At 62.3% G+C, this 22,041-nt stretch carries 20 protein-coding genes; 9 read left to right on the top strand and 11 right to left on the bottom strand.

What is annotated here, in order from left to right:
- Positions 1-32 precede the first annotated feature (32 nt).
- Complete coding sequence (locus H2510_RS19995) at positions 33-914, top strand: hypothetical protein (RefSeq protein WP_186630039.1); 882 nt, start codon at positions 33-35, stop codon at positions 912-914.
- Here the strand turns inward: H2510_RS19995 and H2510_RS19990 are convergent.
- The 4 genes from H2510_RS19990 to H2510_RS19975 all read right to left on the bottom strand — a co-directional run bounded on the left by H2510_RS19990 (position 911) and on the right by H2510_RS19975 (position 5,760).
- The gene (locus tag H2510_RS19990; RefSeq protein ID WP_397517398.1) at positions 911-2,023 is read right to left on the bottom strand and encodes a 3'(2'),5'-bisphosphate nucleotidase CysQ; all 1,113 of its coding nucleotides are present in this window, start codon (positions 2,021-2,023) and stop codon (positions 911-913) included. The two genes, H2510_RS19995 and H2510_RS19990, sit on opposite strands and share 4 nt — an antisense overlap.
- Positions 2,017-3,858, bottom strand: a complete 1,842-nt coding sequence (cysC, locus tag H2510_RS19985) for an adenylyl-sulfate kinase (RefSeq protein ID WP_186630037.1) — start codon at positions 3,856-3,858, stop codon at positions 2,017-2,019. Before cysC ends, H2510_RS19990 begins: the two co-directional genes overlap by 7 nt.
- Positions 3,858-4,769 carry a sulfate adenylyltransferase subunit CysD gene (cysD, locus tag H2510_RS19980; protein ID WP_186630036.1) on the bottom strand — a complete coding sequence of 304 codons (912 nt, stop codon included), beginning with the start codon at positions 4,767-4,769 and terminating at the stop codon, positions 3,858-3,860. The genes cysC and cysD overlap by 1 nt, the downstream gene beginning before the upstream one ends.
- Before the next feature lie 94 nt (positions 4,770-4,863).
- Positions 4,864-5,760 (bottom strand): IclR family transcriptional regulator, encoded by an 897-nt coding sequence (locus H2510_RS19975; protein WP_186630035.1) that lies wholly within the window; start codon positions 5,758-5,760, stop codon positions 4,864-4,866.
- 91 nt (positions 5,761-5,851) lie between these two features.
- Here H2510_RS19975 and H2510_RS19970 point away from each other — a divergent pair, with 91 nt between their 5' ends.
- The 5 genes from H2510_RS19970 to H2510_RS19950 are packed head-to-tail and all read left to right on the top strand — an operon-like array spanning position 5,852 to position 10,170.
- The gene (locus H2510_RS19970) at positions 5,852-7,012 is read left to right on the top strand and encodes a hypothetical protein (RefSeq protein ID WP_186630034.1); all 1,161 of its coding nucleotides are present in this window, start codon (positions 5,852-5,854) and stop codon (positions 7,010-7,012) included.
- A complete protein-coding gene (locus H2510_RS19965; protein WP_186630033.1) occupies positions 7,009-7,791 on the top strand; it encodes an SDR family oxidoreductase in 783 nt (260 codons plus the stop codon). The genes H2510_RS19970 and H2510_RS19965 overlap by 4 nt, the downstream gene beginning before the upstream one ends.
- A gap of 8 nt (positions 7,792-7,799) precedes the next feature.
- Positions 7,800-8,945: a sulfotransferase gene (locus H2510_RS19960; RefSeq protein ID WP_186630032.1), complete on the top strand. Its 1,146-nt coding sequence runs from the start codon at positions 7,800-7,802 to the stop codon at positions 8,943-8,945.
- A 48-nt stretch (positions 8,946-8,993) separates the two neighbouring features.
- Positions 8,994-9,584, top strand: coding sequence for a bifunctional 2-polyprenyl-6-hydroxyphenol methylase/3-demethylubiquinol 3-O-methyltransferase UbiG (locus tag H2510_RS19955; protein WP_186630031.1), 591 nt, complete (start codon positions 8,994-8,996; stop codon positions 9,582-9,584).
- A gap of 52 nt (positions 9,585-9,636) precedes the next feature.
- The gene (locus tag H2510_RS19950; protein ID WP_136171401.1) at positions 9,637-10,170 is read left to right on the top strand and encodes a MarR family winged helix-turn-helix transcriptional regulator; all 534 of its coding nucleotides are present in this window, start codon (positions 9,637-9,639) and stop codon (positions 10,168-10,170) included.
- Between the two features lie 81 nt (positions 10,171-10,251).
- Here H2510_RS19950 and H2510_RS19945 read toward each other — a convergent pair whose 3' ends face one another.
- The 7 genes from H2510_RS19945 to H2510_RS19915 all read right to left on the bottom strand — a co-directional run bounded on the left by H2510_RS19945 (position 10,252) and on the right by H2510_RS19915 (position 19,283).
- Positions 10,252-11,028 (bottom strand): enoyl-CoA hydratase, encoded by a 777-nt coding sequence (locus H2510_RS19945; RefSeq protein WP_186630030.1) that lies wholly within the window; start codon positions 11,026-11,028, stop codon positions 10,252-10,254.
- Positions 11,025-11,933 carry a 3-hydroxyisobutyrate dehydrogenase gene (gene mmsB, locus H2510_RS19940; protein ID WP_186630029.1) on the bottom strand — a complete coding sequence of 303 codons (909 nt, stop codon included), beginning with the start codon at positions 11,931-11,933 and terminating at the stop codon, positions 11,025-11,027. Before mmsB ends, H2510_RS19945 begins: the two co-directional genes overlap by 4 nt.
- Entirely contained in the window at positions 11,930-12,988 is a 1,059-nt protein-coding gene (locus H2510_RS19935) for an enoyl-CoA hydratase/isomerase family protein (protein ID WP_186630028.1), read from the bottom strand. The genes mmsB and H2510_RS19935 overlap by 4 nt, the downstream gene beginning before the upstream one ends.
- Entirely contained in the window at positions 12,985-14,124 is a 1,140-nt protein-coding gene (locus H2510_RS19930; protein ID WP_186630027.1) for an isobutyryl-CoA dehydrogenase, read from the bottom strand. The genes H2510_RS19935 and H2510_RS19930 overlap by 4 nt, the downstream gene beginning before the upstream one ends.
- 6 nt (positions 14,125-14,130) lie before the next feature.
- Positions 14,131-15,636, bottom strand: coding sequence for a CoA-acylating methylmalonate-semialdehyde dehydrogenase (locus H2510_RS19925; RefSeq protein WP_186630026.1), 1,506 nt, complete (start codon positions 15,634-15,636; stop codon positions 14,131-14,133).
- Between the two features lie 75 nt (positions 15,637-15,711).
- Positions 15,712-16,470, bottom strand: coding sequence for an SWIM zinc finger family protein (locus H2510_RS19920; protein WP_186630025.1), 759 nt, complete (start codon positions 16,468-16,470; stop codon positions 15,712-15,714).
- Positions 16,470-19,283: a DEAD/DEAH box helicase gene (locus H2510_RS19915; protein WP_186630024.1), complete on the bottom strand. Its 2,814-nt coding sequence runs from the start codon at positions 19,281-19,283 to the stop codon at positions 16,470-16,472. Before H2510_RS19915 ends, H2510_RS19920 begins: the two co-directional genes overlap by 1 nt.
- 184 nt (positions 19,284-19,467) lie before the next feature.
- Here H2510_RS19915 and H2510_RS19910 point away from each other — a divergent pair, with 184 nt between their 5' ends.
- From H2510_RS19910 to H2510_RS19900, 3 genes are all read left to right on the top strand, one after another.
- Positions 19,468-20,385, top strand: coding sequence for an NADP-dependent oxidoreductase (locus H2510_RS19910; RefSeq protein ID WP_186630023.1), 918 nt, complete (start codon positions 19,468-19,470; stop codon positions 20,383-20,385).
- Positions 20,386-20,500: 115 nt separating this feature from the next.
- Positions 20,501-21,166 (top strand): HNH endonuclease family protein, encoded by a 666-nt coding sequence (locus H2510_RS19905; RefSeq protein WP_186630060.1) that lies wholly within the window; start codon positions 20,501-20,503, stop codon positions 21,164-21,166.
- Positions 21,167-21,200: 34 nt separating this feature from the next.
- On the top strand, positions 21,201-22,013 hold the full coding sequence (locus tag H2510_RS19900; protein WP_186630022.1) for a shikimate 5-dehydrogenase: 813 nt from the start codon (positions 21,201-21,203) through the stop codon (positions 22,011-22,013).
- Positions 22,014-22,041 lie beyond the last annotated feature (28 nt).

The following is a 22,041-nucleotide window of genomic DNA, read 5'->3' as shown; positions in this document are numbered from 1 at the left end:
TCCTATTGCCACCCTTGATGCAAACATGGGTCGTGGCCGATACCGAACTCGACAACACCGCATCCGAACTGTGTGCCGTCGATCCACAAAACTTCGTCGCCGCGCGCACAGCCGCGGTTGCAGCGGCCAAGGAATCCGGCAACCGAAAACTCGCCGCCTCGATCGGCAAGCTCCGTAAACCCACGACTGTCGCATGGATGGTCAACCTCCTCGTACGCGAAGAACCCGAAGACATTGCCGAACTGTTCGATATCGGCAACAGCTTGCGCGAGGCGCAACGAAGATCATCGGCCGAAAAACTCAAGGAACTTTCCGCCGCGCGCGCACAGTCGATTCGCGCGCTGACGCGTCGGGCCGTGGAGATTGCTCGCGAACACGGCCACCCGAGCACGGAGAATGCGGCACGAGAAGTCGGACAGACACTGGGCGCCGCGCTCGCGGACCCCGAGATCGGCGCACGGGTGCAGGCAGGCCGCGTCGTGACTGCGGAGTCCTACAGCGGTTTCGGGCCCGCAGTGCTCACCCTGGCACCCGAGCCCGAGAACACCCCCCAGGAACCACAAGCGGAAACGAAAGCGAAGTCACGTGAAGACGCGGCCCTCGCGCAAGCCCACAAGCGTTTCGAGGAAGCCCGCGAACAGCTCACCGACGCCCAGGAGGACGAAGAGGCCGCCCGCGAGGCCGTCGACGCTGCCGATGCGGCGGCGGAAGCCGCGTCCTCGGACCTTTCCGCGATCAAGGAGCGATTGGCCCGCCTACGTGCCGAACTCCACGACGCCGAGGTCGAAGAGGCCGCAGCCCGCACAACCGAGAAGTCGGCCGATCGCGAAGCACGACGCCTACGACGAGTCCTCACCGGTGCCGAAGCGAGAACTGCCGAGTTACGCAGCACGCTGGACGGTCTGGGCCGCTAACCTACCGGTTCGATGATCGCCGTGATGGCGACGATATCGCCGGCCGGAATGTCGAAGTGCTCGGTCACTGCCACCGACATACCGCCGTCGAATTCGAGGGAGAAGCGTGCCACGACGCTGGTTCCCCATTCGCGGATCTCTACCTCGCCGATGCCGATGATCGGCGTGTACTGGGCGCCGTTCTCGAGTTCGTCCCTGATGAACGCTCCGGTGTCACCGGTCTGCTGGCCGTTCTCCACACGTCGACACCCGTCGGCGAGACGGACCTTGGTGGCATCGTGACTGAGCAGAGCCTTGATGTATTCACGTGCCATCGCGACGCGACCGGAATCCACCTCACGCGTGGCGTAGGTGGCAATTCCCGCCAGGAGCTGTTGCGCGAGCTCCTGCCTGCAGATCAGCAAGTCCGGAAGATACGGGTGGGACTGGTTGTACCGCAACGGTGTTCCGTCGATACGGGAGCAATGCAAACCCGCTGCGAGTGCGACGCCGACGGGAGCTGCCGAGTCCCACTCCCACTGTCCACCGGAATGCACGTAGGCGTCGACCTCCCCGCGTACGACTGCCATGGCTTTGGCACCTGCCGAACCCATGGTCACGACGTCGGCATCGACCGCGCGGGCGAGATCGTCCATGTAGTAGGGCGGCCGAGAGTCACTGACCACAAGTGTGGGCCTACCCGACTGCGGCGGCGGGCCGGTGACGTCGGCCGTCGAGTAGACGACGCCCAGCGCAGGCTGGGCGACTGCCGACGCTGTCATCCCCTTGTCTTTTTCCCACAGGCCCACGTGCACTGCCCAGTCTGCTCGACCGTCGATGCCGTATTCGCGGGAGCCGTCGAGTGGGTCGATGATCCATACACGGGCCGCATCCAGCCTGCGTAGATCATCGGCCGACTCTTCGGAAAGTACTGCGTCGCTGGGGCGTTCACCTGCCAACCGGCCCAGAATCAGGGCGTCGGCTTCGGTGTCGCCGAGCCTGCCGAGTTCCCGACCCTGGGTAGTTCGTCCTTCGCGCTCACGAATCTCGAGTAGCAATCGGCCCGCGGACTCGGCGAGGTCGGCAGCGAATCGTGCATCGTCCTCGGCCGAGTGTAGGGCGCTCACGATCCCAACAATTCCACGATCCGAGCAGCCTGGGCTGCCGGATCACCGTCGGAAGCGGCAAGCACCAACTCGGGGTGCTCGGGCGCTTCGTAGGGGTCGTCCACCCCGGTGAAGCCGGTGATCTCACCAGCAATAGCTTTGGCGTACATACCTTTCGGGTCGCGCGCTGCGCAGACGTCGAACGGAGTGTCGACGAACACCTCGAAGAAGGGCAGTCCGGCCTTCTCGTGCACCTTCCGCACCTCGTCGCGGTCTTCGCGGTACGGACTGATGAGACAGGCGATCGCGACCACTCCGGCGTCGGCGATCAATTGGGCGACTGCCCCCACTCGCCGTACGTTCTCGGTGCGGTCGGCTGCATCGAACCCGAGATCGGAATTGAGCCCGTGACGCAGGTTGTCTCCGTCCAACCGATACGCCGGTCGCCCCGACGCCACCAGCAACCGTTCCAGTTCCGCTGCCACGGTCGACTTTCCCGAAGCCGACAAGCCGGTCAACCAGATCGTGGCGCCGAGCGTTGCACGCTCCTCGCGGGCGACACGGGACGAATGCCAGACGACTTTCGCTGCCGACAACGTGGGGCCGGTGATCATCCCGGCGGCGACGGTGGCTCCGGACGACTCGTCGACGAGCAGGAAGCTGCCGGTGACTCGGTTGCGTCGGTACGGATCGAACAGGATCGGATTGTGCGTGCGGATCTGCACTCGGCCGATGTCGTTGATACTCAACGATTGTGCAGCTTCGTCACGATGCAGAGTATTGACGTCGAGCCGGTAGTCCAGCTTTTCCACCCTCGCTGGTGTCGACGCCGTGGTGTGCATCAGCACGTACCGGTCGTCACTGCGCAACTGTGCGCCCTCGGCGAGCCAACAGACCATGGCATCGAGCTCTGTTCCGACGAGCGGACGATTGTTGGGACGGCACAGCATGTCCCCACGTCCGACGTCGACCTTGTCCTCGAGTTCGATACATACCGCCGACGGCGCGAACCCCTCGTCGACCGGCGTTCCACCCGGCCCCCACACCGCTGCGATTCTGGTGACGAATCCGGAGGGGAGCGCAACGACTTCGTCCCCGGGTTTGAACACTCCGCTGGCCACGGTGCCTGCGTACCCCCGGAAGTCGGCATGCTCGCCGGAGCTGTGTTTCGGCCGAACTACATATTGGACCGGGAATCGGGCGTCGATGAGGTTGCGGTCGGAAGCAACGTGGACGTCCTCGAGGTGGTGCAGAAGCGAGCTCCCCTCGTACCAGGGCATCTGCGCGGTGCGATGGACGACGTTGTCCCCGTCGATGGCCGACATCGGTACGAATGTTAGATCGGGTACTTCGAGTTTCATCGCGAATTCGCGGAACTCCGCTTTGATCTCCTCGTACCGAGCGCACGAATAGTCGACGAGATCCATCTTGTTGATGCACAACACGAGATGTCGGATACCGAGCAACGACGAGAGAAACGCATGTCGCTTCGTCTGTTCGAGGATCCCGTGACGCGCATCGACGAGTATCAGCGCAAGATCGGCGGTGGAAGCGCCGGTGACCATGTTTCTGGTGTACTGCTGGTGCCCCGGCGTATCGGCGATGATGAATTTTCTTCTCGGCGTGGAGAAGTAGCGATACGCGACGTCGATCGTGATGCCCTGTTCCCGCTCGGCGCGCAGTCCGTCGGTGAGCAGTGCGAGATCGACTGTGTCGCCGCCACGTTCACGACTGGTCTTCTCCACGGCCTCCAACTGATCCTCGAAGATCGCCTTCGAGTCGTAGAGGAGCCGACCGATGAGTGTCGATTTGCCGTCGTCGACGCTTCCCGCCGTAGCTACTCGAAGCAGTTGCGACATCAGAAGTAACCTTCCTTCTTGCGGTCTTCCATTCCGGCCTCCGAAATACGGTCGTCGGCCCGCGTCGCGCCACGCTCGGTCATTCTGCTGGCCGCGACTTCCAGTACGACGTCGTGCGCATCGGCGGCCGAGGACTGCACACACCCGGTGCAGGTCGCATCGCCGACGGTACGAAAGCGGACCGTCCCCTCGAAGGGTTCTTCCCCTGGCAGCACCGGTACGAATCTCGAGACTGCCAGCAGCATTCCGGCTCGTGGCACGACCGTGCGATTGTGCGCGTAATAGATGTGTGGGAGTTCGATCTGCTCTGCCTCGATGTATTGCCAGATATCGAGTTCGGTCCAGTTCGACAGCGGAAACACCCGAAAGTGCTCGCCTCGCCGGTGACGGCCGTTGTACAACTGCCACAGTTCCGGGCGCTGACGGCGTGGATCCCACTGGCCATGTTCGTCACGAAAGCTGAAGACACGCTCTTTCGCACGCGCCTTCTCCTCGTCCCGACGGGCACCACCGAACACTGCATCGAACGAGTTCTCGGAAATCGCACGTAGCAGGGTCGCGGTCTGGAGTCGGTTTCGGCTGACCCCCGGCCCGCTCTCCTCGATCGAGCGTCCGGAGTCGATGTCGTCCTGCACGCTGGCCACGGTCAGGTTGACGCCGAAGTGCTCGACCGCGCGGTCGCGGAAGGACAGGACCTCGTCGAAATTGTGACCGGTGTCGATGTGCATGACGGCGAACGGGAGTCGGGCGGGCCAGAAGGCTTTGGCTGCCACATGGAGCATCACCACCGAGTCCTTGCCACCGGAGAACAGCAGCACCGGACGTTCGGCGGTAGCGGCGACTTCGCGGAAGATGTGGACGGCTTCCGCTTCGAGCGCAGCAAGGTGCGTGAGTTCGTACGAGGTCGACATCGGTGAGGGCCCTCCGATCACAACGCATCGGTCCATATTTGGACCGGCGCGGTTCAAATCCGTGATCGAAGAATAGAACGTGTTTCAGTATTGGTCAACGGGTCGGCGCACGACCGCCTACTTCCGCCGTGATCGCAGAGGCAGCAGCAGCGAGCGCTTGCCCACGCTCGGCAATGTCCTCGCCCGAAATCGACGCTCCGACATGCAGAGTCAGCACCAACGACTGATGACCCTGCGCGTCGTACGTCGGAGCCGCGATGACACTGACCTCGTGCGCAGCGTCGGCACCAGCCTCCTCCGCGCCCAGGTACACCCGCTCACCCAGACCGGACACCATCTCACCGAGGAGTTCGCGAACCTCCCCCGGAAGATCATGTGCGGCAACACCCGCCATGACGGTGTGCAGCCTCTGCCCCACAGCCGTCAACGTCTCGACTAGATACCCGGTTCTGCGGCACTCGTCGACCACGCGGCGAAGATGAGCGACGTCCATCCGGACCGGCAGTGTCGGTTCACGACCCAGCCACGAATCGAGCCGCTCGTCGGTATCCCACAGCACGTACATGAGCCCTACTGGCGGCGCGAACGGATAGACCTGCCCCACCTTCACGGCAGCCTGCCGCCCGTCGGGGCAGGTCAACTCGAGGATGGTGATGCGATCACCGACCACGCCCGAAGCCGTGCACGTCGTGTCGTATCGCGCACTGAGAGCTTCGAGGTGCGTGCGCGCGAGCGGGCCGACCGCGAACCCCTGCTGCGCCGCACGCCCGGCGGCGATCAGCGCGGGACCGAGGCCGTAGGTGACCGAAACAGGGTCGCGAACCAGATATCCAGCGCCGACCAGTGAGGTCAGGATGCCCAGACAGGTGGGCTTGCTCAGGCCGAGTTCACGTGCCAGCGCAGAGAGTCCGAACCGTCGGTCACTCCTGGCAACCATGAAGTCCAGGACCGCGACGACTCGGTCCGTCGGTGGCGAGTTGCGACTACTCATTGACCCTTCCTAGAACACGTTCTATTGTCGATACAGATCTCGTTCTACCACATCGGTACATATTTGTACCACTAAGCACGAGGAGATGGGTGTGCTCACCGATTCACTCGCAGAAGCAATCGCAGCGGCCGAGAAGATTATCGAAGACGCTCCGCACATACGAACAGAACAGGACCTGCTCGAGGGATACGACTACCTCGCCGGCAGTATCCGCGCATCCATTCAGATGGCCTGGGCGTACGACAAGGAATTTCCATTCTTCGCGAGTTCGACCGGCCCGTACACGAAGATGGGCCTCGACAACCCCGACACGCTCTACTTTCATGCCAACATTCGTGACGATGCAGAATACATCGTGCGCGGAACACGAGGCACCACAACCGATCTCAGCTTCCAGATACTCAAGGGTGACTACTCCCCCGTCGATGTCCCGGACAGCTTGACCGCCTTCGACGATCGCTCGATCGACATCGCCGACGACGGCTCGTTCGAAGTGCACTTCGGTCGCCCTTCCGACCTGCCCAACCACTTCACCCTCGGCGAGGGTTCCTCGATGCTGGTTGTCCGCGAGGTCTACAACGACTGGTCTGCGGCCCGGGGCACGCTCACCATCCATCGAGCAGGCACCTCAGGGGAATCCCCCGCGCCGCCCACGAAAGAATCTGTGGCGAAACGCTACTCCACCGCCGGCAAGATGCTCCTCGGCCGTATCCACACCTTTTTGCAGTTCCCGCAGTGGTTCTACCTCAATCTCGACGTCAACACCCTCACCGAACCGCGGCTCACGCCAGGAGGATTGAGCACCCAGTATTCTTCGGCCGGTCACTACGAACTGCGCGAGGACCAGGCCATGATCATCACGGTGCCCGTGTCCGACGCACCGTATCAAGGGTTCCAGCTGGGCAGCATGTGGTACATCTCCCTCGACTACATCAACCACCAAACTTCGTTGACTGCAGAGCAGGCGCAGACCGATCCGGACGGTTACATCAGGATGGTGGTCAGCGAACGAAACCCGCAGGTGACCAACTGGATCGAAACGACAGGTCATGCCCGCGGTTACGCACAGTTTCGATGGCAACGAGTCTCTCGCGAGATGACCGCGGCAGATGGACCTACCGTAGAAGTAGTCGACTTCGACGACATTTCCTCGCATCTACCGCACTACGACGCGAACAAGATTTCACCGGAGGACTTTGCCCTGCGCATCGCCGCCCGTCGCGACGCTGTCGGACGAAGGATGCTCGGATGACGGGACAACTCGACGGCAAAGTTGTCGTCGTCTCCGGTGTCGGACCATCCCTCGGCCGGTCCATCGCACTACGCAGCGCCGCCGCGGGTGCCGATCTGGTGCTGGCCGCACGCACCGAAAGCTACCTTCTCGAGGTCGGCAAAGAAATTGCCGAACTCGGCCGAACGGCGATCACCGTCCCGACCGATATCACCGACGAAGCTTCTTCGGGGGCACTGGTCACCCGTGCAGTCGCGGAGTTCGGCCACGTCGACGTACTGGTCAACAACGCCTTCGCGATACCGTCGATGAAAGACCTCGCCCACACCGACCCTGCCGTCATCCGACAGGGTTTGGAACTGTCACTGTTCGGAACGCTGCGCCTCTCGCAGTTGTTCACCCCGGCGTTGGCAGAGTCGACCGGCTCGATCGTCATGATCAACTCGGCCGTAATTAGGCACTCGCAGCCCAAGTACGGCGGCTACAAGATCGCCAAAGCAGCATTGCTCGCCATGTCGCAAACTCTGGCCAGCGAGCTGGGTCCGCAGGGAATTCGGGTCAATACTGTTGCGCCCGGCTATATCTGGGGAGAATCGCTCAAAGGCTACTTCGACCACATGGCGAAGAAATACGGCATCAGCAGCGAACAGATCTACGAGCAAACTGCAGCAACGATGGACCTGCGACGGCTGCCCGAACCCGACGAGATCGCCGACGCCGTCGTATTCCTCGCTTCCCCGTCGGCTCGAGCGATCACCGGCCAATGCCTCGACGTCAACTGCGGCGAATACCACCACTAGGAGCGCACATGACCAGCACCGAACGCACCAACGTCGGTACCGTCGAAGATCTACACGCCTCTGCCACCAAGTTCACCGGGCTCGAAGATTTCGGATCCGACGACTATGTCGAAGCCCTCGGTGTCCTGCTCGACTCGTACAACCGTGATGCACAACTGACCGCACTCGGATCCAAGATGAGCCGGTACTTCCTGCGCGGCGCGCTGGTCGCGCGTTCACTCAGCGAGCTCGCATGGAAGCAGAATCCGACGCACGCCGACGTCACGATCGAGCGGCCGATCTTCGTGACCGGTCTTCCTCGCACCGGCACGACTGCGCTGCATCGACTGCTCACCGCCGACCCGTCGCACCAGGGTTTGGAGATGTGGCTGACCGAGATGCCGCAACCTCGGCCACCGCGTGAGACCTGGGAATCCAATCCGCTGTTCGCGCAGATCGAAAAAGGGTTTGCGCAACACCATGTCGAACACCCCGAGTTCATGGGCGTGCACTACATGTCCGCAGCCGAAGTCGAGGAATGCTGGCAGCTACTGCGGCAATCGGTCCATTCCGTAGCCTACGAATGCCTCGCGTATCTCCCGACGTATTCGACATGGCTGGCCGAACAGAGCTGGCTCTCGACCTACCAGCGACACCGGAAGAATCTCCAGCTCATCGGAATGAACGACACCGATCGCCGTTGGGTTCTGAAGAATCCGAGCCACCTGTTCGCTCTCGACGAGCTGCTACAGGTCTACCCGGATGCACTGGTCATCCAATGCCACCGCGAACCCCGCACGATCATGCCGTCGATGTGCAGCCTCGCCGAGCACGCCACCGAGGGTTGGTCGGACCTGTTCCGCGGCAACGTCATCGGGCGCACCCAGGTCGATCTGTGGGAGCGTGGACTCAACACTTTCTCCACTGCGAGGTCCGGTGCGAACTCAGCGCAGTTCTACGACGTCGACTATCACGACTTCGTCGCCGACCCCCTCCGCACAGTCGAGCAGGTATACCAGAACTTCGGACTCGATCTCTCCGAGAATGCACGCTCAGCCATGGACGCCATGCACACCGAAAGCCGAAGCGGGCAGCGGCGACCGGCACACAAGTACACGCTCGAAGACTTCGGCCTCGACGGCGAAGACATCGACCGCCGGTTCGGGACGAGGTAACTCCGCAGGTCGGTGATGCCCGACTCCGGTGAACGCTAGGGTGGCGGGATGGCTCCGACACGCTGGCAGATCGACAACTCCGAGGATGAGTCCAGGAAGTACGTCGAACGCTTCGCGCGGCTTCAAGCGCGAGGCGTCGACCTACACGGCGAGGCGCGGATGGTCGACGTACTCCTGGCGCCGGAGAGTTCGGTCCTCGACGCGGGCTGTGGCACAGCCCGTCTCGGCGCCGAACTCGCCCGGCGCGGACATCGAGTGACCGCGGTGGATCTCGATCCTGTCTTCGTCGAAGCTGCACGAGAGCACACCGACCTGACGGTTCATCAGGCCGATCTGACCGAACTCGACCTCGGCGAGACATTCGATGCCGTCGTGGTCGCCGGCAACGTGATGGTCTTCATGACACCGGGCACGGAACGATCGGCTCTCGAGCGGATGACGGCGCACCTGAAGCCCGGAGGAGTCTTCGTCGCCGGATTCGCCACGGACAGGGAGTACACCGTGGAGAAGTTCGACGCCGACCTGGAGTCGGTCGGCTTACTCCACGAGCACCGCTTCTCGACGTGGGATCTGCGACCGTGGCACGAGAGTGCGGACTGGGCTGTGACCGTAGCCAGGGCTCCTGCGCTGCTTGCCTGATTCCGACGGGTAGAGACGGCATCGCCGCCGCCGCCCATGGGAGGATGAAGGTATGCCAGCGCCATCGCCACTTCCCCTCGATCCCATTGCAGAGGCCCACCGTCAGTGGACCGCACATGGATGGGGTGACGTCGCCGACGGAATGGCCGCTGTCACTTCGTTGATGCGGGCGCAGCAGATCATGCTCGCGCGAGTCGAAGAGACGCTCAAGCCCACTGGATTGACGTTCTCCCGTTACGAACTTCTCACCCTGTTGACGTTCACGAAGAACGGTGCACTGCCGATGGCGAAGGCCAGTGCACGATTGCAGGTGCACCCCACGAGTGTCACCAACGCTGTCGACCGCCTCGAAGCGGCGGGGTACGTGCGCCGAACACCGCACCCGAGCGATCGTCGAACGACGTTGGTGGAGATCACCGAAGAGGGTCGCACCCTGGCCGTCGACGCCACCGAAAAACTCAACGAACAGGTATTCAGCAAGCCTGGTTTATCGAAGGAACGTCTGACGTCGCTGGTGCGCATTCTTGCCGAACTGAGGCGCACAGCCGGTGACTTCGAGGACATCGGGTCGTCACCGGCCTGGTGACCGGAGCGCGCTCAGCTTCGCTGTATCCGCGCACGAAGCAGCCCTGCTGTCACTGTCGGACAGCAGGGCTGAACGGATCGATCACCGATTGACGAATGTCGCCTTACGCTTGTCGATGAAGGCAGACATGCCTTCTTTCTGATCCTCGGTCGCGAAGGTCGAATGGAACAGCCGACGCTCGAACCGAATGCCCTCGGCCAACGAGGATTCGAACGAGCGGTTGACCGCATCCTTGGCCATCATCGCAATCGGAAGCGACATCTCGGCGATGGTCGTCGCGGTTGCGATAGCGTCGTCGAGCAGGTCCGCGGCGGGCACGATTCGCGAGACGAGCCCCGCTCGCTCAGCCTCTTCGACCTTCATGTTTCGCCCGGTCAGGACCATCTCCATCGCCTTGGCCTTACCGACGGCGCGAGTCAGGCGCTGCGACCCACCGATTCCGGGGATTACACCCAACTTGATCTCCGGCTGACCGAATACCGCTGTGTCGGAAGCGATCAGGACATCGCACAGCATCGCCAGCTCGCAGCCTCCACCGAGCGCGTATCCCGATACGGCCGCGACGATCGGCGTGCGCGCTGCCGACAGTCGATCCCAGGCACTGAACAGGTCCTCGGCATAAACATCCATGTACGACTTCGGCTGCATTTCCTTGATATCGGCACCCGCAGCGAAGGCTTTCTCCGAGCCGGTGATCAGGATGGCCCCGATACCGCGGTCTCCGTCGAGGTCCTCGACCGCGGACACCACCTCGTGCATCAGCTGAGAATTCAACGCGTTGAGCGCCTTCGGACGATTCAGCGTGATGATCCCGACGCGGCCTCGCCGCTCCAGCAGGATGGTTTCGTAGTCACTCACTTGCTCTCCTCCGTCGAACGTTCGCGAATGTCGTTGATGATGCCGGAGAAGTCCACGTCCGTTCCACCACCGGATGTTTCCTTGAACTCCGAGTAGAGCTCAGCGGCCTTGAGTCCGAGAACGCCGTGGACACCGTTGGCGCGCAGTGCATTGGCAGCAAGACCGAGATCTTTGTCCATCAATGCTGCCGCGAACCCGGGTGTGTAGTCGTTGTTGGCCGGACTGGTCGGAACCGGTCCTGGCACAGGACAATTGGTAGTCAGCGCCCAGCACTGCCCGGACGCGGTGGATGCGACGTCGAACAACGCTTGATTGCTGAGGCCGAGCTTCTCGCCGAGCACGAAGGCCTCGCTGATCGCAATCATCGACACCCCGAGGATCATGTTGTTGCAGATCTTGGCGGCTTGGCCGTTGCCCGCAGCGCCACAATGCACAACTTTGCGACCCATGACGTCGAGAACAGCTGCAGCCGAGGTGAAGTCCTCTTCGGACCCGCCGACCATGAACGTCAGCGTGCCCGCAGCCGCACCGCCGACACCACCCGATACCGGAGCGTCGAGACCGCGGTGGCCCGCGTCGTCGACAAGCTTGTGCGCAGCATGTGCGTCGGCGACATCGATGGTCGAGGAATCGATGAACAAGGTTCCAGGCGCGGCAACTGGAAGTAGATCCTTGTACAGATCGAGCACGAGTCTGCCGTTGGGCAGCATCGTGATCACGACATCGGCGTTCGACACTGCAGCCACGGCCGATTCGACGACGGTCACGCCGTCCTTCGTTGCCTGCTCCAGCGCTGCAGGGACGAGATCGAAGCCCTGAACCGTGTATCCGGCTTTCACCAGGTTCGCTGCCATCGGTCCGCCCATATGGCCGAGACCGACGAAACCGATCGTGTTCTCACTCATCGCTGCCCTCCAAGTTCGTTGCTCAATCCCAGTTCAGCGGCACCCAACGGGGCGAAATAGCGATCGACGTCCTCGCTGGTGACATCAGCGAGCGTCGACGGAGACCACTTCGGGTTTCTGTCCTTCTCCACCACCTGTGCTCGGATTCCCTCGACGAGGTCATGTGAATCCAGACTTGCCGAGGACACCCGATATTCATCGTCGAGCACCTCCTCGAGCGAGGCGGCATCGGCGGCCCGCCGCAGCGACTTCAGCGTGACCTTCAGGGCGACCGGTGACTTCGATTCGATGTCGTCGGCGGCCTTGTGTGCGTCGGGTACCTCACTGCGCCGCAAGCGGTCCACGATTTCTTCGACGGTATCGGCGCTGTACGCGGCGTCGATCCAGCTGCGTGCCGCGTCGAGACTCGATGTGGGTGCCGGTTCGGTGAACGAAGCCAACGCATCGGCAAGGGTTCCGGTTTCGAGTGCAGCGTAGAAGTCCGGCAACTTGTCGGATGGGATGTAGTGATCGGCGAACCCTGCCGCGATGGCGTCACCTGCACCCATTCGGGCGGTGGTGAGGCCGAGGTGCGTTCCCAATTCTCCCGGTGCACGGGAAAGCAAAAACGTCCCGCCGACGTCGGGGATGAAACCGATACCGACCTCGGGCATCGCGATCTTCGAGCGGTCGGTCACGATTCGGGTGTTGGCGTGGGCGGACAGGCCGACACCGCCGCCCATCACCACCCCGTCCATGATTGCCACGTACGGCTTGGGGAATCGAGCGATAGCCGCATTGAGGATGTACTCGTCGCGCCAGAAGACCTTCGACCCGCTACCACCCTCTTTTGCGTCGTGGTAGATCGAGACGATGTCACCACCGGCACACAAGCCACGTTCGCCTGCGCCGGTGAGGAGCACCAGTTCGACCTCGTCGTCGACGGCCCACTTCTCGAGCTGCGGCGCGATGTCGAGCACCATCGCGTGATTCAACGCGTTGATGGCTTTCGGACGGTTGAGCGTGATTCGGCCGACGCCACCGCGCAGGTCGAACAACACCTCGGGTTCGCTCATGCTGCTCCCACAATCGAGCGAGCCACGACGACTCGCATAATCTCGTTGGTCCCCTCGAGGATCTGATGGACACGAAGGTCTCGGACGATCTTCTCCACACCGTACTCCGCGAGGTAGCCGTAGCCACCGAGCAACTGCAACGCTGCGTTGGCGACGTCGAATCCGGTGTCGGTTCCGAATCTCTTTGCCATAGCGCAGAGTTCGACCTTGTCCTCGGCGCCGGTCTGCAACGCCTCGGCAGCTCGCCACAGCAGAGTTCGGGCGGCTTCGAGCTCGGTCTTCATATCTGCCAGTCGGAACTGCAGGGCCTGCGCGTCGAGCAATCGATTGCCGAAGGCCTTGCGCTCGGCGAGGTAGGACACCGCCTTGTCGAGAGCGCTCTGTGCGCCACCGATCGAGCAGGCGGCGATGTTCAGGCGTCCGCCGTTGAGCCCGTTCATCGCGATGCGGAAACCGTCGCCCTCGTTTCCGAGCACGTTGGCGGCCGGAACACGGACATCCTCGAAGACGACCTGCCTGGTCGGTTGGGCATTCCAGCCCATCTTCTTCTCGTTCGCCCCGAACGACAGGCCCGCGGAGTCCTTCGGTACGACGATTGCCGAAATTCCCTTGGGGCCGGCTTCACCCGTTCTAGCCATCACGACGTAGATCTCGGATACCCCTGCTCCGGAGATGAATTGCTTCACTCCGTTGAGGATGTAGTCGTCGCCGTCGCGCACAGCCTTGGTGGTAAGTGCTGCGGCATCGGATCCGGCACCTGGTTCGGTGAGGCAATAGCTTCCGAGCTGGTCCATCGCGCAGAGCCCCGGCACCCACTGACGACGTTGCTCGTCGTTGCCATAGGTGTCGATCATCCACGTCACCATGTTGTGGATGGAGATGTAGGCCGCGATGGACGGATCACCGGTGGCGAGTTGTTCGAAGATGCGCACGGCGTCGACGCGCGTCAGACCCGACCCACCGACATCCTCACCGATATAGATTCCGCCCATACCCAGGCCGGCAGCTTTGCGCAGTACGTCAACGGGAAAGTGCTTGTTCTGATCCCATTCGACGGCTTTCGGAGCCAGGAACTCGTCGGCGAAGTCGCGTGCCGTTTCGTTGATCGCCCGTTCGTCCTCGGTCAATGTGAACATCGGCGGTCAGTCCATGTTCGGGATGACGAAGTGGTTCGCAGTCTCTTCTTTTTTGCCCGAAGGCCAACGCTGCGTGACCGTCTTGGTCTTGGTGTAGAAGCGAATCGAATCGGGTCCGTGCTGGTTCAGATCGCCGAATCCCGAACGCTTCCAACCACCGAAGGTGTGGTAAGCGATCGGCACCGGAATCGGGACGTTGACGCCGACCATGCCGACCTGAACGCGTGAGCAGAAGTCACGCGCGGTGTCACCGTCGCGAGTGAAGATCGAGACACCGTTGCCGTACTCGTGTTCGGACGGCAGACGCAGTGCATCCTCGTAATCCTTGGCGCGGACGACGATCAGGACGGGTCCGAAGATCTCTTCCTTGTAGATGCGCATGTCCGTCGTCACCTTGTCGAACAGTGTTGCGCCGGCGAAGAATCCGTTCTCGTGACCCGCGAGCTTGAAACCGCGCCCGTCGACGACGAGTTCGGCCCCCTCGTCGACACCGATCTGGGTGTAGTCGTTGACTCGCTTCAGTGCATCGCTACCGACGAGTGGACCGAAGTCCGCGTTCTCGTCGTCACTGCGGCCGATCTTCAGGTTCTTGACACGCTCGGTCAACTTGGCCACCAGTGCGTCGGCCGTCTCTTCACCGACCGGAACAGCAACCGAAATCGCCATGCAGCGCTCACCCGCCGAGCCGTACGCGGCACCGAGAAGTGCGTCGGCGACCTGGTCGAGATCGGCGTCGGGCATGATCAGGGCGTGGTTCTTGGCGCCGCCGAAGCACTGCGCACGCTTGCCGTTCTTGGCGGCGGTCTCGTAGATGTACTGCGCGATCGGCGTGGAGCCGACGAAGCCGATGGCCTTGACGCGATCGTCGTTCAGTAGAACGTCGACGGCGTTCTTGCCACCGTTGACGACGTTGAAGACGCCCGGCGGCAGACCCGCTTCGAGGAACAGTTCGGCCAGCTTGAGCGGCACCGAGGGGTCTCGCTCGGAAGGCTTGAGAATGAATGCGTTGCCGGTAGCGATGGCTGGGCCGGCCTTCCACAGCGGGATCATGGCGGGGAAGTTGAACGGGGTGATACCTGCAACAACGCCGAGCGGCTGACGCATGGAGTAGACGTCGATGCCCCCACCGGCACCCTCGGTGTATTCGCCCTTGAGCAGGTGCGGAACACCGATCGCGAACTCGATCACCTCGAGCCCACGCTGGACGTCGCCCTTGGCGTCTGCGACGGTTTTGCCGTGCTCGCTCGAGAGCAACCGGGCCAGCTCGTCCATGTCCCGGTTGATGAGCTCGACGAACTTCATCAGGATGCGGGCGCGACGCTGCGGATTCCACTTGGCCCATTCGACCTGGGCTTTCTCTGCGTCCGCGATCACAGCCTCGACCTCGGCATCACTGGCCAGCGGCACGAGTGCCTGCACCTCGCCGGTGTTCGGATCGAAAACGTCACCGAAGTTGCCCGAGGTGCCGGAGACGTGCTTGCCGCCGATGAAGTGCGAGAGCTCGCGAGTCATGAGATCCGTCCTAACCGATACGAGAAGATGATGTGTTGTCATCCTATAGTCGGACATCCATGTATGTCTAGAGGCTTACTCGCCCAACCTCCGATAGAAGCCCACGAGATCGGCGACAGCGGAGCTGACCTCGAACTCCTCGTAGCCGCCCGAGCGGAAGGCGCGGCGCAGGATCAGCGGGTCGAGATCGTCGATCGCCGGAGAAAATTCCACACGCGGCAACGACGGAAACGGCATCTCGTTGCCGAACCAGTCCTCACGATCGAACTCGACCTCGGATTCCCCGACATCCTCGATCAACATTTCCAGATCGACGCCACGCAACGTCAGTATCGTCGCCGCCGAAGCATCGATGTGCTCGGCCGCGATATACATCAGCGCGGCCGCATGCTTGCACGGCCACCCGTCATCCGGGCATGTGCAATCGAAATCGAGCTGCCCCTTGTCGTGCGGCAGAAGCGTCGAGGCAAGCTCCTGCGGGATCGCATTGGACGCAAGTTCCGCGAGCATCCCCGGATTGGAGCGCACCCTGCCCACCAGAGCCGAAACCTCGCCCTGTGAAAGCGGATCCACGGTCACCGATGCCGAGAACGGTTCGAGCTGACTTCCCTGAACCTCGCCGTAGATCTGACCGCGTTCAACCCCGAGCGTCAGCACCTGACCACCTCTGGCATACGTACGCCCCCGCGCAATCCGACCCGGATCTGCCAGCTCTTCCATGGCGGTGACGAAGTGACGGCCCCACCAGGTCTGCCCGAAAGCTCCACGCTTGTTCTGTGATTCTATGCCGCACTTGACTTTACGACGTCTACCGTACTGACCGAAGTCCGCCATCACTCCCCCACCGCATCTTCGCTGAGGCGGAACAACTCACGCAATTCGCCGGTGTCCATCTCGGTCACCCAGTTCTCACCCGTCCCGACGGCGAGGTCCGCTAGATCCTGTTTCGAATCCAGCATCCCATCGATACGTTCTTCGACGGTGCCCACGCACAACAACTTTCGCACGTGAACGTTCTTGCGTTGGCCGATTCGGAACGCACGATCGGTAGCCTGATTCTCCACCGCCGGGTTCCACCACCGATCAAGATGCACAACATGATTGGCCGCAGTCAAGTTCAGACCGGTGCCGCCTGCCTTGAGGGAGAGCATCATGATCGGCGGCCCGCCGTCCTCCTGAAATTTCTCGACCATCGCATCACGGTTCGTCTTGCTGACGCCACCGTGCAGGAACGGCACTTCGGTACCGAAACGCTCGGCGAAATACGGTGCGACGAGTTCACCGAACTCCCGAAACTGCGTGAACAGCAGCACCTTTTCGTTGTCCCCGAGAACCGAATCGAGAATGTCCTCCACCAATCCGACCTTGCCTGACCGATGCTGACCACGCTTGAGCACCGGCGAACCGTCGGACAGGAAATGCGCGGGATGATTGCAGACCTGCTTCAAGCGAGTGAGGGCAGAGAGCACTGCCCCCTTACGCTTCATGCCCTTCGCGTCCGCGATCTGAGCCATCATCTCGTCCACCACTGCCTTGTAGAGCCCCGCCTGCTCGGCCGTCAGATTCGCGCGAACCGTCATCTCGACCTTGTCCGGCAAATCGGCAATGACCGTCGGATCGGTCTTGACGCGACGAAGAATGAACGGCGAGGTGATCGCGCGCAAGCGTGTGACCGCACTCTCGTCCTGCTCACGCTCGATCGGCACCGAGAACCGCTTGCGGAAATCGGCAGGCGCACCGAGCATTCCAGGGTTCGCGAAATCGAGAATGGATCGAAGCTCGTCCAGCCTGTTCTCGACGGGCGTGCCGGTCAATGCCAGTTTCAGATCGGCGGGAATCGCGCGAGCAGCCTTGGCCTGAACCGTCCCTGCGTTCTTGATGTGCTGAGCCTCATCGAGAACCACCCGGCGCCACGTCCGTGCCGCGAACTGCGCGCGGTCCTTGGCCATCAGGGCGTAAGTCGTGACAATAAGGTCGTGCTCATTGATCGCCTGCTCGAGGGCGTCGTCCCGCAACCGCGCAGGACCGTGATGAACCAGGACCCGCAAGTCAGGAGTGAACTTCGCGGCTTCACGCTGCCAGTTGCCGACGACCGACATAGGTGCGACCAACAGCGTCGGCGTCGGGCTCTTCTCGTGCGCGAGCAGAGCCAGCACCTGCAGCGTCTTCCCCAAACCCATGTCATCGGCCAGGATTGCGCCCAACCCCAGCCGAGACATGAATGTCAGCCAGTCCAAACCACGTTCCTGATATGGCCGCAGAACAGCATTCACCCCAGCTGGCAACGGAATCCGCTCCGGGACGGCGTCGGGCTGCAGCAGCGTCTTCGCCCACCCGGTGGCGGTGATCTCCTCGACGGGTGCAGGCGGCGGCGAGGAGATCGTCATTTCGCGCATCAACTTGCCCAGTTCGGTTCCGTCGCCATGATGCTGCGCAACGTATTTGGCGGCGGCGGCGAGCTGGCTTCCGTCGGCCAGCACCCACACCCCACGAAGACGAACCAGGTCGCCCTTGGACACTGCCAGCCGATTCAACTCGGCCTCGGTCAGCACCATGTCGCCGAGTTGCAGTTGCCAGTCGTACGAAATGAGCTCATCCATCCCGACGGCGCGATTCTCGGCGGCCTTCGTCACGGCAGGCGAATCGACCCGCAGTCGCATCGACGGGTCCAGTCGACTCCACGCCCTGGGCAGCAGAACGGTCGTCCCCGACTCCGAAAGGGCTTTCGCGCCGTGTTCGACGAGATCGATCACAACAGAGGTGGGCAGCAGAAGATCCAGGGTCCCAGGGTGGGACGGGAGGTCACGCAACCGCGGGTACGCCGCGACCGCCTCACCGAGCTTGCGTACAGCCGTGCTCAACAGGCTCGCGTCGACCTTTCGGCTCATGGGCACCGGAATCGGAGCTTCCCCATCGGCCCGCAGGCACACCTGCAGCTTCCACAACGCCCCTTCGCTCTCGTCTGCCTCCGCGGCCTCGTCGTCCGGCTCCAGCAGACGCAACACAAGCGCGGGTTCGTCGACAGTGAGGCTTGCCCGCCACTTGTCCAACAACGTTGCGGTCTGCGTCGTACCGTCTTCGACGGAATCGTCGCGAACGAGGGCAGCCAACAACGGATGATCCGAATCAGGCTTTCCCAGTATCGATCTCACGATCGGATCGGTGATCTCTTCGAGGAAGTCCTCCAGCAACTTCTTCGGCCTGTTGCCGTGGCACTGAACCGAAGGCATCGTCACAGCCAGCTCGCTGAGCCACGCGCGCTGCCGTTCCCCACCGACGAGACGCCACCTGGGCCACCAATGCCCGTCGATGAGGATCAGCGCAGGCACGACGCGTCCGGCTCGCACCCATCGCTCGACTCCCCGCGCAACATGCCCCAGATACCGAAGGTCCCCGGACATCGCGGCGTGCAAGGCCGGGGTGCGCAGTAGAAGCTCGGCAGCATCGACCGGCGCCAGCGCAAGGGCAGGCACTCGCACCACTCGTGGGTCGCCCGCACCGGCAGGCGGGAACGCGACCTCGACCTTGTGACGGAAGGTCCGGGCCACCGCCCGGGCGTGCGTGGCCGGAAGATCCGGCTCACTGCCGGACGCCTCTTCCTGCCACAGCATCAGCCCCGAACCTGGAGACCAGAGACCATGCAGCATTGGTCCATCCAAGCAGGGAGGTATCAGCGCAGTTGGGTGTGGTGTTCCAGTTGCAGCCATTTCCGACGGGATCCCGTCCGTTCCGTGCGTGATCGGAACACCATGCCCATTCGGAGACCGATCAATCGGCGAATCGAGGCGACTTCGGTAACGGAAGAACCGGACATTAAGGCACAGTATGTAGATGATCGCTTACGGATTCAGTGAGTACGGTGGCCCCGAAACCGAGTACTTTCTCGACATTCCCATCGCCGATCCTGGGCCGGGACAACTACTCGTCGCTGTCCATGCCGCTGGAGTCAATCCGGCAGATTGGAAGGTAAGGACAGGTAACCGCAAGGACACTGTTCGCACGCCTCTGCCTGCGGTTCTGGGAAGAGAGGTGGCGGGGACCGTCGTTCAGATCGGCCCACACGTCGACGGATTCTCGGTCGGCGATCACGTCTTCGGCGCGACGGCATCCGGTCATGGCGGCTATGCGCAGTACACCGTGTTGAACGCAGCGAATGCAGCGCAAAAGCCGGAGAGCGTTCCGTTCACCTCCGCCGCCACACTCGCAGTCGCCGCCGGCACGGCGTACGACGCGCTCGATCAGTTGGGGCTGCACAAGAAGGACACTCTGCTGGTGCTCGGTGCGGGCGGTGGCGTCGGATCCTCGGCGCTGCAGTTGGCTCACGCCGACGGAATCGCCGCGGTCGGAGTAGCGAGCTCGGCAAAGCGTGAGTGGGTGGAGAGTATGCGTGCGAAGTTCATCGAGTCCGGGGACACGTTCTCCGACGAGATCCGGGTTGCCGTGCCGGAGGGAGTTGACGGCATTTTCGACCTGGTCGGGGGCGACACATTGAGAGCCGCGGCCAAGCTGGCGAAACCTGGTGCCCCGATCATCAGCGTGGCCGACCCGACACTCGCGGGTTCATTGGGCGGCACTTCGGTGGTGCGCAATCGCACTGCGGTCACCTTCACACGTCTGGCAGAACTCGTTGCCTCGGGAGTTCTGCGTCCGCGTATCGATCATGTTTTTCCTCTGGAGCAAGCAGGCACGGCACTGGCGCTCGTAGAAGATGGGCATGTTGCGGGCAAAGTCGTCCTGGAAGTCGGCTGATTGCACCTTTGTCGGTGCCATACGGCACACTCTCGAGAGTCAACTGTGGTTCGAGGATTGGGTGTGTGTGAAGAAGCTGCGTATCGCGCTGCTGTTGGTAGCGGCCACTTTTGCGATGGCGGCATTCGGTTCCTGCGATAGCGGGATACCCGGTTTCGCACCTCCTCCTCCTGCTCCGGGTAGCCCCACACGCGTACAGATCGAAGAACTTCTCGCTCAGGTGCAGGTCGTTGCCGCGAGGCCGGATGCCCTCGGTTACGAGCGCGGGTGCAAAAAGAGTGAAGGGTGTGTCTTCGGTCCGGCATGGACCGACGACTACGACGGACCCGGCGGTCACGACGGTTGCGACACCCGCAACAACGTCCTGGCTCTGAGCATGAGCGCGTTGGTGTTCCGGGAAGGCACCCATAACTGTGTGGTCCTCGAAGGCTCTCTTGCCGACCCCTACTCGGGTGAGGTCGTGAAGTTCAGCAAATCGGACGCCAGCGCGGTTCAGATCGATCACGTGTATCCGTTGTCCGCAGCCTGGGACATGGGCGCCAACGGGTGGCTCCCGGACAAGCGAGTGCGATTCGCCAACGACCTCGATTTCAACCTTCTCGCTGTCAACGGACACGACAACCAATCGAAGAGTGACGACACACCTTCACACTGGCTGCCCCCGAACAAGGCATATCACTGCTTCTACGCAGGGAAATATCTCTCCGTGGCGGCGCAATACGGGCTACCCATCACACAGGCGGATCAGCGCGCCCTGGCCGCGGTCGCCGAGAACTGCTGATACCGCTTCGGCCGGCCGGAATAGACTTGGGATCATGACTCGCTCGTTGACCAAGGACACCACACTCTGCATCTCACTGTCCGGGCGTCCCAGCAACATCGGCACCAGATTCCACAACTACCTCTACGACGAGTTGGACCTGGACTACCTGTACAAGGCCTTCACCACCACCGACCTGCCCGCGGCAATCGGGGGTGTCCGTGCGCTCGGTATCCGTGGTTGCGCCGTCTCCATGCCGTTCAAGGAAGCTGTCATAGAGCTGGTCGACGTGGTGCACGATTCGGCGCGCGCCATCGAGTCGGTGAACACCATCGTCAACGAAGACGGCATCCTGCACGCTTACAACACCGACTACCAGGCCGTCGCGGATCTCCTTGTTGCTTCGGGCTTTTCATCCCAGTTCACGGTCGCAGTCACCGGCAGCGGTGGGATGGCGAAAGCTGTCGTCGCGGCACTTCGCGATTCCGGTTTCACCAAGGGAACCGTCGTCGCGCGCAACTCCAAGACCGGAAATGCGCTCGCAGAGGCATACGGTTACGACTGGGCGCCGGAGCCCGTGGCTGCAGAACTTCTGGTGAACGTCACTCCCATCGGCATGGAAGGTGGATCCGATGCCGACGCGTCACCGTTCACCGACGACCAAATCCATTCGGCGCAAGCAGTATTCGATGTCGTGGCGATGCCGTCGGAGACGCCGTTCATTGCCGCAGCGCGTGCCGCAGGCAAGCCGGTAGTAACGGGCGCACAGGTCATCGCACTGCAGGCGGCAGAGCAATTCTTCCTCTACACCGGTGTTCGGCCTACCAGCGATCTCATCGCCCGTGCATCCGAGTTCTCACGACGCTAACGCTTTCTCCACTTCCGCGGCCATTGCG

The organism is Rhodococcus sp. BP22 (genome assembly GCF_014281965.1).
In the GTDB taxonomy this organism is placed as follows: domain Bacteria; phylum Actinomycetota; class Actinomycetes; order Mycobacteriales; family Mycobacteriaceae; genus Rhodococcoides.
This window is presented reverse-complemented; position numbering and strand designations above follow the sequence as displayed.

Coding starts and splice junctions, on each gene's coding strand:
- H2510_RS19910 (WP_186630023.1), top strand. CDS start 19,468: ATGATCGCTTACGGATTCAGTGAGTACGGTGGCCCCGAAACCGAGTAC.
- H2510_RS19905 (WP_186630060.1), top strand. CDS start 20,501: ATGGCGGCATTCGGTTCCTGCGATAGCGGGATACCCGGTTTCGCACCT.
- H2510_RS19900 (WP_186630022.1), top strand. CDS start 21,201: ATGACTCGCTCGTTGACCAAGGACACCACACTCTGCATCTCACTGTCC.
- H2510_RS19915 (WP_186630024.1), bottom strand. CDS start 19,283: ATGCTGCATGGTCTCTGGTCTCCAGGTTCGGGGCTGATGCTGTGGCAG.
- H2510_RS19935 (WP_186630028.1), bottom strand. CDS start 12,988: ATGAGCGAACCCGAGGTGTTGTTCGACCTGCGCGGTGGCGTCGGCCGA.
- H2510_RS19925 (WP_186630026.1), bottom strand. CDS start 15,636: ATGACTCGCGAGCTCTCGCACTTCATCGGCGGCAAGCACGTCTCCGGC.
- H2510_RS19965 (WP_186630033.1), top strand. CDS start 7,009: ATGACGGGACAACTCGACGGCAAAGTTGTCGTCGTCTCCGGTGTCGGA.
- H2510_RS19930 (WP_186630027.1), bottom strand. CDS start 14,124: ATGTTCACATTGACCGAGGACGAACGGGCGATCAACGAAACGGCACGC.
- H2510_RS19920 (WP_186630025.1), bottom strand. CDS start 16,470: ATGGCGGACTTCGGTCAGTACGGTAGACGTCGTAAAGTCAAGTGCGGC.
- cysC (WP_186630037.1), bottom strand. CDS start 3,858: ATGTCGCAACTGCTTCGAGTAGCTACGGCGGGAAGCGTCGACGACGGC.
- mmsB (WP_186630029.1), bottom strand. CDS start 11,933: ATGAGTGAGAACACGATCGGTTTCGTCGGTCTCGGCCATATGGGCGGA.
- cysD (WP_186630036.1), bottom strand. CDS start 4,769: ATGTCGACCTCGTACGAACTCACGCACCTTGCTGCGCTCGAAGCGGAA.
- H2510_RS19950 (WP_136171401.1), top strand. CDS start 9,637: ATGCCAGCGCCATCGCCACTTCCCCTCGATCCCATTGCAGAGGCCCAC.
- H2510_RS19960 (WP_186630032.1), top strand. CDS start 7,800: ATGACCAGCACCGAACGCACCAACGTCGGTACCGTCGAAGATCTACAC.
- H2510_RS19975 (WP_186630035.1), bottom strand. CDS start 5,760: ATGAGTAGTCGCAACTCGCCACCGACGGACCGAGTCGTCGCGGTCCTG.
- H2510_RS19955 (WP_186630031.1), top strand. CDS start 8,994: ATGGCTCCGACACGCTGGCAGATCGACAACTCCGAGGATGAGTCCAGG.